The 15126-nt window shown below is 56.0% G+C and carries 13 protein-coding genes and 2 tRNA genes; 6 read left to right on the forward strand and 9 right to left on the reverse strand.

Translation table 11 applies throughout. From position 1 onward, the window contains the following. Positions 1 to 30 precede the first annotated feature (30 nt). The 5 genes from JW929_11105 to JW929_11125 all read left to right on the forward strand — a co-directional run bounded on the left by JW929_11105 (position 31) and on the right by JW929_11125 (position 6459). Positions 31 to 1731, forward strand: coding sequence for a hypothetical protein (locus JW929_11105; protein MBN1439947.1), 1701 nt, complete (start codon positions 31 to 33; stop codon positions 1729 to 1731). A 3-nt stretch (positions 1732 to 1734) separates the two neighbouring features. After that, positions 1735 to 2931, forward strand: a complete 1197-nt coding sequence (locus tag JW929_11110) for a glycosyltransferase family 4 protein (GenBank protein ID MBN1439948.1) — start codon at positions 1735 to 1737, stop codon at positions 2929 to 2931. 9 nt (positions 2932 to 2940) lie between these two features. Continuing rightward, complete coding sequence (locus JW929_11115) at positions 2941 to 3831, forward strand: DUF1616 domain-containing protein (protein ID MBN1439949.1); 891 nt, start codon at positions 2941 to 2943, stop codon at positions 3829 to 3831. Between the two features lie 149 nt (positions 3832 to 3980). Further along, complete coding sequence (locus tag JW929_11120; GenBank protein MBN1439950.1) at positions 3981 to 5342, forward strand: CPBP family intramembrane metalloprotease; 1362 nt, start codon at positions 3981 to 3983, stop codon at positions 5340 to 5342. 100 nt (positions 5343 to 5442) lie between these two features. Continuing rightward, positions 5443 to 6459 carry an LCP family protein gene (locus JW929_11125; GenBank protein ID MBN1439951.1) on the forward strand — a complete coding sequence of 339 codons (1017 nt, stop codon included), beginning with the start codon at positions 5443 to 5445 and terminating at the stop codon, positions 6457 to 6459. A 574-nt stretch (positions 6460 to 7033) separates the two neighbouring features. On the opposite strand, the gene JW929_11130 is transcribed toward JW929_11125, so the two are convergent. Next, entirely contained in the window at positions 7034 to 8398 is a 1365-nt protein-coding gene (locus JW929_11130; protein ID MBN1439952.1) for a hypothetical protein, read from the reverse strand. Positions 8399 to 8885: 487 nt separating this feature from the next. Further along, the gene (locus tag JW929_11135) at positions 8886 to 9281 is read right to left on the reverse strand and encodes a hypothetical protein (protein ID MBN1439953.1); all 396 of its coding nucleotides are present in this window, start codon (positions 9279 to 9281) and stop codon (positions 8886 to 8888) included. A 370-nt stretch (positions 9282 to 9651) separates the two neighbouring features. On the opposite strand from JW929_11135, the gene JW929_11140 reads away from it, so the two are divergent. After that, on the forward strand, positions 9652 to 10569 hold the full coding sequence (locus JW929_11140) for an SGNH/GDSL hydrolase family protein (GenBank protein MBN1439954.1): 918 nt from the start codon (positions 9652 to 9654) through the stop codon (positions 10567 to 10569). 39 nt (positions 10570 to 10608) lie between these two features. Here JW929_11140 and JW929_11145 read toward each other — a convergent pair whose 3' ends face one another. The 7 genes from JW929_11145 to folB form a co-directional block, all read right to left on the reverse strand. Then, positions 10609 to 12024, reverse strand: coding sequence for a HAMP domain-containing protein (locus JW929_11145; protein ID MBN1439955.1), 1416 nt, complete (start codon positions 12022 to 12024; stop codon positions 10609 to 10611). 3 nt (positions 12025 to 12027) lie between these two features. Next, positions 12028 to 12717 carry a response regulator transcription factor gene (locus JW929_11150; GenBank protein ID MBN1439956.1) on the reverse strand — a complete coding sequence of 230 codons (690 nt, stop codon included), beginning with the start codon at positions 12715 to 12717 and terminating at the stop codon, positions 12028 to 12030. A gap of 409 nt (positions 12718 to 13126) precedes the next feature. After that, a tRNA-Met gene (locus tag JW929_11155) sits at positions 13127 to 13198 on the reverse strand. A 91-nt stretch (positions 13199 to 13289) separates the two neighbouring features. Then, positions 13290 to 13362: transfer RNA gene (locus JW929_11160), tRNA-Lys, on the reverse strand. Positions 13363 to 13455: 93 nt separating this feature from the next. Further along, positions 13456 to 14091, reverse strand: coding sequence for a GTP cyclohydrolase I FolE (gene folE, locus JW929_11165; protein ID MBN1439957.1), 636 nt, complete (start codon positions 14089 to 14091; stop codon positions 13456 to 13458). Positions 14092 to 14120: 29 nt separating this feature from the next. Beyond that, positions 14121 to 14660, reverse strand: a complete 540-nt coding sequence (folK, locus tag JW929_11170; GenBank protein ID MBN1439958.1) for a 2-amino-4-hydroxy-6-hydroxymethyldihydropteridine diphosphokinase — start codon at positions 14658 to 14660, stop codon at positions 14121 to 14123. Next, positions 14653 to 15048 (reverse strand): dihydroneopterin aldolase, encoded by a 396-nt coding sequence (folB, locus tag JW929_11175; protein MBN1439959.1) that lies wholly within the window; start codon positions 15046 to 15048, stop codon positions 14653 to 14655. The genes folK and folB overlap by 8 nt, the downstream gene beginning before the upstream one ends. Positions 15049 to 15126 lie beyond the last annotated feature (78 nt).

A 15126-nucleotide genomic window follows, 5' to 3' on the forward strand; every position in this document is an offset into this window, starting at 1 on the left:
CTACTTGGGAAGAATGCCGAGGAAAATCGCATGAATCCGTCACCAGCGTTTTACCCGTTAGCGATTTCGATCGTTGTAGTAGCGGTCTGTTTGGTCTTGATGATCTTGCGCTTGATCGGCCCTAATCGGATGAACCGATCGACGTATGTGGCGTCGGTAGATTTTCGAAATAAAACTCCTAGGGCATTACTCGGCTTCCTGGTTCTTTATGGGATATTGGCGGCGGCCTACTTTATCCTACGATATCATGGGCAATGGGCGGAGACCGATAGTGCGAGTCATACCCAATCCATTGAATATATCAAAGAACAAGGTGTTCTGATTCCGGAGCGTGGATATTATTTGCATGGATTCAGCTACCAATTAATTTCCCTGGCGATTATGTTTTTTACGGGATTGTCAGCCCCCATCCTCCAGACCCAAATTTATTCCTACGTGGCATCGATCATATTGGTAATTACCACCTTTACTTTCTTCAGGGAAGTGATAAAACAACCCTTTCCGGCGGTCCTCGCATCCGTCCTCGTTTTTTTTCAACCAGAATTTCTTTTCATAACCATGCGTGGATCCCATGAAAAATTCACCTGGCCGTTAATGATGTTAGCCTTGACAGTCTTATATCGCAGCATCGGTCAACCGTTACGAAAAATGACGATATACGTAATTTTCTTCTATGGTATAGTATTTGCGATGATCGCCACGAATATCTTTTTCGGGTCCGTCTTTCTTGCGGCGATAGTCCTGAGCATGGTCATGGGCGTCGGAATCCTTCGTATAGTACGCTTGCAGCGTCCGCCCTTACCATTTTCGGATATCCGGCGTCTAATGTTAATCAGCCTGTCGGGAGGGATCCTCATATATATCTTCATGGCATACATATATCCACCGGCGTTATCAAATCTTCGTGAGTTACGGAGTATTACCGATCAATTAAGCGCCTTGCTACTGAGTTTCGAAATTAAGGCGCAACCCTATGCCTATATCTCCTTCGGATGGATTAGCACGGAAGTCTATTTTGGATTGACGGTTTTCACCTGGTTGCTTATTCTTGCGTCCATATTGGAATGGATACGGCGCGCATGGAGAATATTTCATGGAGAAGCACGCCCGGGATTGGTAGAGAATATCGATTGGATGCTTTATACCGGATTTGTCATCCAAATTATCCTATCTATCGCAGTAGATTTCTCCGGAGCGTTGGCTGCGAACATGCAACTGCGGTTATTTCCGGGATTTACCGTACTGGCATCGGCATTACTCACCCGGGCAATAACAGAGGGACTTCCGCGCCTGCATCTTTCAAACCATAAGCGATGGGTGATGCATGGCATTATCGGTTTGATGGTGGCTTGGTTTACCCTCGCATCTCTGTTTAAAGCGACCAATGAGACTCTACTTAGCAACAAATGGGGTTTCTATACAGAATCAGAATATCGTTCGATCGAATGGGTGGAATCCCGGCTGCGGGGAATGATGATTTGGAGCGGGATCGACGAAAGGTTGTCTAATCTCTATCGTCTGTATTTCATCTCTGCGTCGCAGACCGGGAATATTCTTTATAACGGCGATTTCAGAACAGTAAGTCGGTATATCATTTATTCAGAAAATGACAAGAGGCGAGAGAGGAGGCTGGGCATACCCTCCTTGCCGGTGGACTATTGGGACCAAATATACGATAACGGAGAAGTTGTAATATATCATCAAACCCTGTTTCCAGAGGAATCTCCCTGATCCATGCGAATCGGTATCGTCGCCTACGGCCTTGACCGTCCGCTAACCGGTATTGGTCGATACACGATTGAATTGGTCCGAGCGCTTCAAAGATCAAAACAGGCGCCAGAAATCGTGCTATTGGCAGCAGGAAAGCCCGGGAACTTGGAAGCGGAAGGATTTACGATAATTCGACTGCCGGCTTGCAGATATTTACCGGCTTTATTGACGTTGGGAAATTTCTGGATCGCATTTTGGGCGCGGCGATTGAATCTTGACCTGGTCCATGATCCCAACGGAGTAGCTCCTTTCTTACTGGATGTGGGAAAGGCCTGTTGCGTCGCGACTTTACATGATGTTATTCCCTGGGTTTGCCCTGGCAACAGCAGGTTGTTAGAAGACCTCATTTACCGGTATTGGTTGCCCAATCGGATCCGGCGTCTTCACGCAGTCATTACCATAAGCAGTAACTCAAGGAGAGATATCCTTAGATATTTGCCTGCGCGATCGGAATCCTTGCATATCGTTCCATACGGTCTTCCTGCCTGCTTTCAGAAACGGGCTTCGGAAGCTGAAATCCGTAATCTGAAAAATAAAATCGGGATTACTTCGCCGTATGTTTTATACGTCGGCGCGTTGGAGTCACGCAAAAACATTCCGAGACTTCTTGAGGCATTTGCGAAAATTCACCATCGAAACCGGAATCTATCGTTGATATTGGCCGGACCTACCCTGGACCCACAAGGGAAGATTGAAAAAGCGATACGCCGTCTGGGGCTTGCAGATCATGTGATTCGTCTCGGCCCTGTGAACGATGAGGATCTTCCAGCACTTTACGCGGGGGCGCAGATTTTCACCTTCCCCTCTCTATATGAAGGATTTGGATTGCCGCCCCTGGAAGCCATGGCAAGCGGGACGCCCGTGGTTTGCTCCAATTCCTCATCGCTTCCGGAAGTGGTCGGAGATGCGGCGATTCTGGTTAATCCTTATGAGATCCAGGAGTGGGCAAGCGCCATGCAAACTGCTTTATCAAATTCTAGAGTCCGTAATGGACTACGGGAAAGAGGTTTTATCCAAGTTAAAAAATTCACATGGGAACACGCTGCCCAAAAGACGCTAGAAGTATACCACGCGGTAATGCAAAGGAAGCCGGCCTTGTCAACTAAAAGCTTACATTCGGATTCGAAAAATCCGGAAATGAAAAAGGATGATCTTGCTTAAGCGCGACCGATGAACCGAATTTTCTCTCGGGACTTTTTTCTTCTATTTCTTGTTCTCTCGGTGTGGATTATAATCTCAGCATCGGGCGCATGGATATTCTCACAACCCATCTTTTTCATTCGGGCTATGATCGGGATCGTCATAGTCCTTTTTTTTCCGGGCTATGCCATTCAAGCTGCTCTCTTCCCCAATCCAAAGGATCTCGACGGTTGGACACGCCTGACCTTTTCTTTCGGATTTAGCATCATCATCATTCCCCCGTTGGCGATTATTTGCGACGCAGCCAATTTTGGAATAAATATTACGACGATAGTGACAGGTATCCTACTGGTTTTCTTAGTCGGGACGGCAGTTGCGGTGATTGTACGCATCCGCCAACCACTCGAATACAGAGAACGTATGATTGGGGAAAGACCAACTTGTAGCTGGTGGATTTCAGGAAAAAGAAACGATCGAATTTTACAGGTTCTGCTTTTGTCAGCCGGTCTCATCGCGTCGGTTTCGGCATTCTATATGTATGCATATCCACCGGTCGAATCTTCTACGGAATTCTATCTTCAGGGCATTTCGATTCCCGCGCCGGAAAATCCACGATTGGTGTATTTGAATGAGGAATTCTGGGTCGAATTAGGAATCGTCAATCATGAAGGTCTAGCAAGCGAATATAATGTCACTTTTTACGATGACCAAGGACAGATCCTAGGAAAAATCGGACCGATATTTTTGGTGGACGACGAGATGTGGCAAGGAGGAATTTACATCACCATGACGCAGGTCGGCGATCATCAACGAATTCTTATTTTACTAGAACGTGTCGACTCCCCTTGGCCTTACCGTTCCTTGCGGCTTTGGGTAAACATAGTGGAAAAGAACAATAATTTCAACCAACAAGAAACATAGAAAAGAGCCGCACAAGTAACTTGGAAGATACGGAAATCAGAACAATTGTCCAAAACCCGGTCCAATCCTCACCGACATATAGTCGTATAATAATTAGAAATCCATTCCGTCTATCAGATCATCCTTGCGAAATACGGATAATATATACCATGAACGATCGTTCTAATCATCGGATGACTTGGGTAAACACAGCACGACGTCACCTGATGGGGACCGAAGGACAATATCAAGCCGTTGTATTGTTTTATTTATGTGTCATCACGCTTTCCGAAGTAGTAACAACCATGGGGGACGCACATTATGGCATGTTTTTCCATTGTGTTGTCCTCGTACTACTGCTAATGCATAGTGCACTCGTGTACCGGCGAATTCTACGGAGATTTCTTGTCCTTCTATCCTTGGCTCCGTTAATCCGTATCCTGAGTCTATCCCTTCCTTTGGCTATACTGGGTTTGCCGGTGATATATTGGTATATGGTGATCGGTGGTCTTCTCTTTATTGCCGCGTTCGTTGGCGGGAAGATTACAGAATTCAAGGGGCGTCGCATCGGATGGTCTTTACGGGCATGGCCTGCCCAATTAGCGATGGGGATTTGCGGTTTCGGATTAGGATATATTGAATATCTGATATTAAATCCGGGTCCGTTGGCTGAATATGTAACTTGGGAGGATATTATCACAGCGGCGTTCATCTTGCTTGTATTTACTGGCTTACTGGAAGAATATATCTTCCGGGGTTTATTGCAATCTGCATCGATGCAGCTCTTGGGGCAAAGAGGATTGGTGTATGTTGCTGTTCTCTTTTCAATTCTACATCTGGGGTACCACTCATTTATGGATCTTCTATTTGTTCTATTCGTCGGATTATTGTTCGGGTGGTGGGTTTGGAGAACGCATTCTTTACTTGGTGCATCCTTGGCACATGGCATTGCGAATATAAGTTTGTATGTTTTATTTCCGCTCTTATTGAACAAAAGCGCCTTACCGGTTGCCTCGGTACAACCGGAACAAATATCTCTTTCCCCTGTCGCCACCGTTCTAACAAGCGAAACGCCCATGAAGGAATTGGCATACCCTGTATCGGAAATACTGGTCGACAATGAGGATCAAGGATTCGTTTTTTCCGGAGATGACTTATGGCTAGATCTAACCGATGGTTTTGGAGGAAGTTTTCGGTGGTTGTATGCTTCCCAAGCCTCACCAAGCGTTGTGGTATCGTGGATTCCTAGCTTTACGGGTTGTGGAATGTACCGGGTTGACGCCTTCATCCCAAGTGGACGAGGATTGACGGAATCCGCTCGGTATGTAATCCGCCATCGTGCTGGAAGCCAAGAACTTACGGTCGACCAAGCCAAATACGCCGGGTCGTGGGCGCCGCTTGGTAATTTTACATTCCTTTCTAAAAGTCCCGTTATCGTCCAATTATCCAACTGGACGGGGGAGGATCAGAAACTTTTCCGATGGGTAAGTTTCGATGCAATCCGTTGGAAATTGTTGAAGCCTTGCTCATAAAAGTAACAACAAAAATGACCGAGTATCTAGGCGCGGGTATAATGCCAATGGCACCGATAAATGGATTGGTGTATGATAGAAGAAATAAAGGAGATATAACATGCCCAAGAAACGCAAATGGATAATACTAGGAATTATCATTGCATCTCTCTTTCTATTTGGATGCTGCGTTACTTTAGGGTATGTATTCTGGAATTCCCCTTTGGGAGAACCATTGGAAATCGTCACGGAACAAAAACCATCTTCAGGAGAAGATATATTGAATCAGGAGGTGGATGTTTTTCCCTCTCCGCATCCGATTCAAACACAAGCAAATGTTCAAATGGCCACTAATTGCGGGGAGTCCGGTTCGATGAATATTCTGGTATTAGGTATCGCGCCATCCGATTTTCCCGGTCCGAATGGACCATTAGACGTTCGAATTATACAAATAGATTTCAGCCGGAAAAAGACGACGGTGTTCTACTTCCCCAGGGATCTTTGGATTCCAGTCGTGGGATTAGAAAGCCTCGGCTTCGCCCAGACGAGATTGGGGGAGGTATACCTCATCGCGAGAAGCAACGGTGGATATTCGGTTTCCGCCGCGACTATTACCGTAGCGCAGAATCTATATTCCAATTTTAATGCGACGAGCCACCACTACATCACCGCCAGTATGTCCACCTTGGCGGATATTATCGATGTCGTTGGCGGAATAGATATAACGATACCCACATCTTATGACGGCACCCCGTATGGATTTCATTATTTTCCAGCCGGATTGCAGCATATGAATGGGCAATTAGCGATGGAATATGCCATCGCACCATCGCCTACGCATCAATGGACGGCATTGGATCGGAAAAACTTGGTGTTGATCGCCCTATTCCAGAAGATATTCTCACCCGCCGTAGTTCCGAACATTCCCGCCCTGATATCTCAATTCCAACAAATCATATCGACCGATCTCAGCCCTCAACAAATAGTGAACCTGATCTGTATTTCCCAAGAGATCCCGCAATCAGAAATAACCGTTACGGGTGTGGGGCCTACAGATGTCGCTATGGGCGCCAGCGGTGTTTTATATCCTAATTTTGACGCAATCCGTGAAAAAGTAAGACTATTCATCGCTGTATAATTTTCTAGGGTGATGGATAGAAAAACTGCAATAATAAAAACCTTAAGGGGGAGTAAGAATAATAAATGGAAGGCCCGTCAAGGGTATTGAATATTGGTTATTTTGATAAGATTTCAGAAATTTTCACGCCTGCCATTATTATAAATACTACAATCAAAGGCCATATGGCAACGTTTAAGGCTCTCTGCAAACGCTGCATCTTTGTATCACTTAGTCCGAAAACCATTTCTTTCTGAATCAAGAGGGTTATTAAAACAACGATGCTCATAGCCCCCAGCGTCCCGAACAGCGCGGCGCTGGTGATTGATGATACGGTGGATGTGGTGACCGTTGATATCATGGCTCCTCTAGCACCAATCCTTTATGACCGGCCTGGATATGCATGAAATCGGGCCGGGAATATGGGTATTATATGTAATAACCCTTTCCTTTTCAAGGAAGGATACATGACCCGTTTTTTTACAGCTTCCCGGATTCGGTTTTTATCGGGAATAATGTTGTTTTTCCGGCTTCTTCGCCTCCGGGAGGCAGCTGTTTTTACCCCTTTTTTATCCCCCGGAGGAAATCCCTTCCCTTACGGATACACAAACCCGAGGAAGTTCCCGTCCATCACGAACGACTGATGGGCTCCCAGGACCGGATCCAGCGGTTGGTCCGGGATCGGCGCCCAGACGATCAGCACGTAGCGGTTGATGACGTTTAGGTAAGCCTCCAGGACCAGCAGGTGGTTGGCGAGCCAGCCCACCGGCCGCAGGCTGTCGGGGGCTTCCCCGCCGAGCAGGGTGGTCATGTTGGCGATCGGCGAATCGAACAGGCTGGCGCCGTCGGTCCGCGCGATCCGGATCCGGAAGGCCGCTTCCATGTTGCTCGGCCCGCTGGCTTCGGTCCAGGCCAGGAGCTGGTTGTCGGGCGAGAAGACCATCCACCCGCCGCCCAGGTTGCTCGAAGGATTGAAGGGGATGGTTGTCTCCTGGCAGGTAACCAGATTGCGCACGGTCACGCCGTTTCGGATCAGGCCGGGAGTCCCGCCCTGGCCGGCGCCGTAGGCGATCCGCGTCTGGTCCGGGGAGATCCCGCCCAGGGCGTGGGCCGTTCCGATATACTCCGCCGACTGGAGGGTGGAAAGGTCGAAATAGAACAATCCGTTGTAGGGCGGGAAGTTGATGTTGCCGATGCCCTCCATGGTGTAGGTGTACCAGAAGCCGGCCGCCGTTCCGCCGGCAAGGCGCACCGCCAGGGGGCGGATCGAATTGCCGATGTGTGCGGAGGGATCCGGAGTCCAGGTCAGGGCCGGCGTCAGGGAGGCGGCGGCCGCGTAGTTGCCCGCGAAAACCCGGTTGACGGATTGGTTCATCCAATCGAGCGTGACGTAGACGATGAAGGGATTTCCCTCCGCGCCGATGAGGGAAGTCAGGTCGGCCGCCGGCGCCAGATCGCTCTGGAGGTTGTTGATGTTCGTCCTCAGGGTTCCACCCCCTTGCAGCGAAAAATAAACGATCGGCAGGGCATCGGCCCCCGGGCCGAGGCTGCCTGCCAGGTGCGCGAATTCCTGGCTGGCGAAGGTCATTCCGCCCACCGGCCGGGTCGCCAGGGTTTGGTCGTGTACATCCTTGAACCGGACCACCTCCTCGTAGACGGCGGCCACCGCCGCCGGAAGGGGCAATTCCTGCGGACCCGGATGCACCGGCTGGCAGGCGGGTTCCGGCGTCGCCGGAACCTCGGCGGACCCAGTGGCGGTGGCGGCGGCCGGCGTTTGCAGCGGTTGCCCTCCGTCCGGCGTGACGGCGGTTTCCGCTCCCCCTCCGCCGATCGCCGATTGAGTGGCCGCAACCGCCGAGCCGACGAGGTCATCCGGGGAGGGGGCCGGAGTCGGGGTGATGCAGGCGAATCCGGCAAGTAAGGTGAAAACCAACGGCAGGATTTTTATGTTTTTCTTCATGGGATTCCCTCCGCAATCGAGTATAGCACTTGCGGCTGGAAGCGTATGGAACAATCGGATGAAGGGATCGGTCGGTTGTGAGCGGGGCGGGGGCTTCCGTCCTCACGTCCGCGCCGGCATTACCAATTACTAAGGAGCCGTTTCCGGAAGACCGCCGCACCCGCAACGCCGAATTGGGAATTCGCGCCCGATCTCGAACCGCACCTCGACTCCGCCCCGGCCAAGGTGGAACTGCTGGAACACCGCGGGTGGCGCGCGGAAAACCGCCTGCCGGCCGAAAGGGGAGTTAGGTCGCGGCGATCCTACTCTCGCTGACTAAGAGTCCGCCGGTGGACCCCCTCCTCGCCGCCGCACCGGTATCCCTGACCATCGTCGAATAGGGAGAATTCAACAACCTCTTGGTGGCCGTCATGATTGACGCAATCCTGGTTTGATCCGGGAAAACCGAGTCCGCCGGACGCATGAGGCTTTCAAGGTCTGCTCGGATTCACGGCGGCTTCCGCACCGCGGTCGCCGCCATCAAGAAACGCCGAATCATCTTCGAAACCAGCCGCAAGGCGGTCGCCTGAATCCTCTCCAATACCCACGCCGAGAGGATCGCTATCTTTTCCGCAATGATGTTCCGCAGACCGGCTCCGCCGGTGGGGGCGCAGATCCTCTGGATCCAACCGGTTGGCGGCCGCCCGTCAGGCATCGTTCTTGGCTTCGAACCGGTGACGGAGGGGATCGCGAATGAGAATCCCAATTCCCTGAAGGAGCCGATCCTCACTCCGCCGGGAATTTGGCTGATCGGCGGGATCAGGGTTGGCGGCTCGATCTTGACCCAGGTTCCGTTCGGCCGCTGCTTACAGGCGCATGCAGATCCCGTCGAAGGTCGCAGCATCCTTTTCGCCGGCTTCGCGGACAACTCGATGATCTGCATCTTCGCCTGCCGCGGATTGCCCGGGATGGATCCGCTCGCGCCGGAGGGATGGGGATTGCCCGCGGGAATCGCGCTGTCGCTCCGGTTGACGGTCGACCGGCAAGGGGATCAACACTCGGATTCGAAACAGGCGTGCAAAAAGGTTTCCCGCGGGGGAAAACCAAGACCTCTTTCCGCCCTGCGGCGGAATCGCTTCGCAGAATTCCGCATCCGTTGCGCCGGGGCGCCGCCGTTCATCCCGGACTCCGGGGGCGGAGGATCTTCGGCCGCGGCACACGGTCCCTGCGGACCCGAAAGCCGCGGGCTGGGTATAATCCTCTGTAGGACATCCATGAGGAATTTCCAAAGACTTTGTCATCCAATCGCCGCGGCGGGGTATCTCTTTTTGTTCGTGGTGGCCGGCTGCGCTTCAAGCTTCGGCTCCAACCCTACTTCGCCGGCCGTTGTCTCCAGCCTTGGCGGCGGCCCGACCGTTCCGCCGCCGACGGCGACCTTCACCCGAACCGCCCCGCCGACTCCGACGGCGACGCCCACCTCCACGCCCAAGTGGCCGTTGACCTTGGTTTTCTACGGTGACAGCCTGCTGAAAATCGGGGAGGTCCGCCGGGAGGCGAAATGGAGCTATTCTTTTGTCGATTTTCTGCAGGCCATGCTGGATCCGGCCTATGAGATGATCACGGCCAATTACGGAGGGCGGGATGCGGCCTGGGCGGCGGAAAACCTCCAAGTCGCCGTCCTATCCTACCAGCCGGATTTGGTCACGTTGTGGTGGGGATTCAACGACCTGCTTGGATGCGGCGGCTTCTTCAGTACGAAGACCAACAAGGTGATTCCGGAGTATCTGGATACTCTGGTCCGGCGCCACATCGACGGCCTGCGCAAGCAGGCGGACCTCCTGCTGGAACAAGGGGCTTCGGTCATGGTTCTGACGTCCATTCCGATCGACGGGAAATTGCCGTGGACGCACTTTGACGAAAACGGCCAGTTGGTTTGGGAATGGAACCACTTGTGCGATTACAACCTCGGTTTGGAGCGCTTGGCCTCGGCCCAGCGGGAATTGGCGGAAGGATATGCGGCCGAAGGGAAAGCCGTATTTCTCGTGGATCTGTGGCGGTTGTTCGTCGAGCACGAGGGCGTCAGCGGCATGTATCTCGACCTGATGCATCCCGGGCCGGTGGGCGCCTACCTTATCGCCGAGGAGTGGATCCGGATTTTCGGAGAAACAGGGTCTTTGCTTCTTTTCCGTTGAGGGGGTCAGCGGGGGAATGATCGTGGCGGGGCGCGGGGGTTAAGGATTCGGCCGCCGGGGCAGGCGGATGCGCATCCGCGTCCCTTCCCCCGGGGCGGATTCCGCTTCCAGCATGCCGCCGTGAGCCGCCACCAGCGCCCTGGCGATCGCCAGCCCCAGCCCGGAGGCGCCGCCGTCGTCCGCCCGGTAAAACCGGTCGAAGATGTGCGGAAGGTCCTCGGCGGAGATGCCGTTACCCGTATCCCCCACGGTGAGCAGTACCTCCTTCGCGTCCTCCCGCGTCCCCAGGGTGATCCGCCCCCCGGGCGGGGTGTGGCGCAGCGCATTGCCGATCAGATTGGCGAGCACCTGCGCCATGCGGGTTTCATCCAGTCCGATCGGCGGCACGGGCGCGGGGACATCCACTTCCAAGACGACATTCTTCTGAAGCGCCTGCTGTTCGAAGGCGGCGCACGCCTGCCGCAGCAAATCGGCCGGATCCACCGGCTGGCGGATCACCTCTAATTCTCCGGCGTCCGCTTCACTCAGGATCCGCAAATCCTCCACCAGCAGTTGCAAGAGCTCGATTTCATCGTAGATCACCGACAGCCGTTTGGGGCTGGGGGCCAGCACGCCGTCGCGCAGGGATTCGATGTATCCCGAGATGACCGTCAACGGCGTGCGCAGTTCGTGCGCCACATCGGCCGCCAGCTTCCGCCGCGCCCGGTTGGATTGCGAAACGGCGCGGCTCATTTTGTTGAAGGCCGCGGCCAGTTCGCCGATTTCGTCGCGGGAGTTTGATTGCACCTGCTGATCCAAATCGCCCTCCGCCATCCGGTGCGCGGCGGCCTTCAGCGCCTGCAGCGGCCGGGTGAGCGTGCGCGCCAGCCAGACGCCCATACCCAGTGCGATCAGGAAGGCGCCCGAACCGGCCAGGAGCAAGGCGACGTTGAGGCGCTCCAGGTATCGGGATTCCTGAGGCGATAGGTTGGGCGGGCGCGGGGCGGTCAGGATCGTTCCGACGGCGGCGCCGTCCACCAGGATCGGTTCGCCCTCGGCCAGCGCGTTGGCCGAAAGCCGGTTGCCCGCGGGAACCTCGGGATCCGCGGAAAGGACGACCACGCCCTCGGCGTCCGCCAGGCTGAATTGACTGCGCCAATCGTGCGGATTTCGGCCCGCCGGGACCGAGCCGCCTTCGGAATGGGAGGAGGGAGTCGCAGCGGCCGAAGGGGTTTGCGGAGCGGGGAAGGTCTCGGCCGACCGAGGACGAAGGTATTCCTCGAGGCCGGCCCAGGTTCCATGGGCTTGGTAGTAATCCGCCAACAGCGACCGGAAATCCTCCCGCAACTGCGAAACCACCAGCGTGTTGAATTGCGATGGATTCAGCAGGCGGACGGAGGCGATCGGCAGGATCGAGACCGTGGCGGCCACCAACAGGAAGGCGAAGGTTAATTTCCAGGTCAGGGAGCGGGGCATGGATCAGATTCTCGGTTTCGCGAAGCGGTATCCGATTCCGAACACGGTCTCAATGTACTGCGGGGAATCCGGATCGGGTTCGATCTTCACGCGCAGGTTGCGCACGTGGACGTTGAGGGTCTGTTCGAGGCCGGCGAACCCGTTTTCCGAGAGCGCCTGCACCAGCTCGTCGCGGGGAAAGACCCGCCCCGGCGCGCGCATCAGAATCGCGAGCAGGTTGAACTCGGTGGGGGTCAGGTTCACCGGCCGGCCCCCCACCGTCACCGTGTGGGCGTCCTCTTCCAGCTCGATCTCCCCGAGGCGCAGCCGCCGGCGGCGCGGGTCGGCCGGATCGCTGCGGCGGAGGACCGCCCGCACGCGGGCCGCCAACTCGCGCATGCGGAACGGTTTGACGACGTAGTCGTCGGCGCCGAGCTCCAATCCGAGAACCGCGTCGGCTTCCTCCACCCGTGCGGTGAGGATGATCACCGGGGCTCCGCGCTCGCGGCGGAAGCGGCGCAGAAACTCATAGCCGTCCATCGACGGCATCATGATGTCGAGCAGGACAACGTCCGGCTTCTCATGGCGCGCCGCGAACAGCCCCTCCTCGCCGTCGCGGGCGGTCACCACGCGGAATCCCTGCTGGCCGAGATACTCGGAGATCAGCTCGCGAACGTTCAGCTTGTCGTCCACCACCAGGACCGTCTTTGCCATGCCGGAATCCGTCTTCCCCTGCAACGGGGCGCCTTCATCATAGGCCGGGGATATTCAGATTTTGTGAAGGTTGGCGGAGTTCGGCGGGGTTAATTCGATTCTTATCCGATCGGGCGGGGGAATGATCGGACCTTGGATCTTGGACGATCGGCCGTTGCCGATTTTCGGTTCCGGATGGTGTTCAGCGGATGGGGGCAGAATTTTTCCAAAAAGACGCCGAGGTTTTCGTGTAACGGCGGGGGGGCGCCGCGAGGTTCGATGCCGGCGGTCGACCGCCGATGGCCGTTGCGGCTGTCTTGGAAATGGACCTGAAGAATGGAAAGGATGAAGACGATGGGGCCGCCCAGTCGCCGGCCGGAGAACCCGCGACCCAGGTCCATCGTCTGCCGTCCATGGTCGTGTCGTCGAGTGGCGAGGAATGGAATTGAACCATCAACCAAGGGCTTATGAGTCCCCTGCTCTGCCATTGAGCTACCTCGCCTGGAAAAGCCTGCGAATTGTACCGGGCGGTGGGAAAGCGGTCAAGATTTGTTATAAACGACCGGACGCCGGGGAATGCAACAACAGCCAGGTGAGCCGTGAGCGACTCGAACGCTCAACCAAGTGCTTAAAAGGCACCTGCTCTGCCACTTGAGCTAACGGCCCAGCGCGGGGGGCATTCTAACACGGGGGAATGCGAACCGTCAAAGGATTCCCGGATTCGCGCCGCGAATCCTTCGGCGGGAGCGCTTCGGCGCGCTACGCGGCGAGGTGCGGATGCCCGATGTGGGCGAAGAACTCACTGCGGGTGTTGAGGTTCTCCTTGAACGATCCCCGTACCGCGCTGGTCACCATCCGCGCGTTGGCCTTCTTCACTCCCCGGATCGCCATGCACATGTGCAGGCCTTCCACCACCACGCCCACCCCGCACGGGTTCAGCGTTTCCTCGAGGAAAGCCGCGATCTGCGAGGTCATCCGCTCCTGCAGCTGCAGCCGCCGGGCGAACATCTCCACCATCCGCGGGATTTTCGAAAGTCCGATCACCTTGCCGTCGGGGATGTAGGCGACGTGGGCCTTGCCCACGAAGGGCAGCAGGTGGTGTTCGCACAGGCTGGCGAAGTCGATGTCGCGCACCAGCACCATCTCGTCGTAATCGACGGTGAAGATCGCCTGGTTGACCAATTTGACCGGATCCACGTGGTATCCGGCGGTCATCTCCTCGAACATCCGCGCCACCCGCAGCGGGGTCCGCACCAGTCCTTCGCGGGCCGGGTCTTCCCCGATTCCCTCGAGGATCGCGCGGATCGCGCACTCGATGTCGCCCTCGCAGCCCTGCGCCGGACGGTCGGTCAGGTCGTCGCGGAACAAATCGAAATCGGACGGGTTGGTGGTCATCTTCGGCATGTTGGTCTCCTGCCCCCTCCTCAGTCTGCCCCATGTGGCTGCGCCAACGGGGGAGGAGGAAGGAGGGGGGAAATATCCTCACGGCGCCGAACGGTTCCATCCCGCAGGCGCTCGGCGATCGCGCGCAGGGGTTCGCCGGTGGCGGGATGCGGGATGTCCGGCGAGATCTCGGCCAGCGGCAGGGCCACGTAGGGCCGCTTGAGAACATCCGGATGGGGGAGCGGTTTTCCGCCGGCCTCGCCCAAAAAGTCGTCGTACAGCGAAAGGTCGATGTCGATCGTCCGTGCGGCGAAGGGATCCGCCCCGCGCCTCCGCCCCAGCCGGCGCTCGATCGGCGCGATCAACCGCAAAAACAGCTCCGCGGGCGTTTTCGCCGTCCGGATCAACGCGGCCGCGTTGAAATAATCCGGCTGGTCCGATCCGTCGGCCGGCGGAGATTGCCACACCGAAGATACCGCCAGCACCGTCTCCCGTTCAGCGATCGCGCACAGCGCCGAACGCAAGTTCCGCTCCGGATCGATGTTGGAGCCGAGCAGCAGCCAAACGAGGTGGTCAGCCACCGGGGCGGCCCCGCTCGATGGTCACGCACACCGACCGGGCGAAGCGCAGGGCGCCGGGCTTCTCGACCGTCACGCGCACCCCCGTCACGCAAGGCTCTTCCAAGCACAGCGCGGCGATCTCCTCCGCGAAGCGCTCGACCAGGTGGTAGGCGCTGCCCTCCGCCAGGGCCAGGATCCGTTTCGTGACGGTGCGGTAATTGACGGCGTCGGCGATGTCGTCGGTTTTTCCCGGGCGGGAGGTGTCGGTTTCGAGCGCCACCGAGATCAGCACATCCTGCCTGTCCCGCCGCTCCTCCTCCGAGACCCCGATCACCGTGCGCACCAGCAGGTCCTTGATGATGAGCGCGTCGGTCATGGAACCCTCCTCCGAGCCCTTCTCCGCCCTCATCCGGCCTCCCGTCGCTGCGCTCCGGGACAGGTTCGACCGCCTTCTCCCAGCATAAGCTGGGAGAAGGCCGGGATGAGG

It is taken from the genome of Anaerolineales bacterium (assembly GCA_016928575.1).
Taxonomy (GTDB): Bacteria; Chloroflexota; Anaerolineae; order Anaerolineales; family RBG-16-64-43; genus JAFGKK01.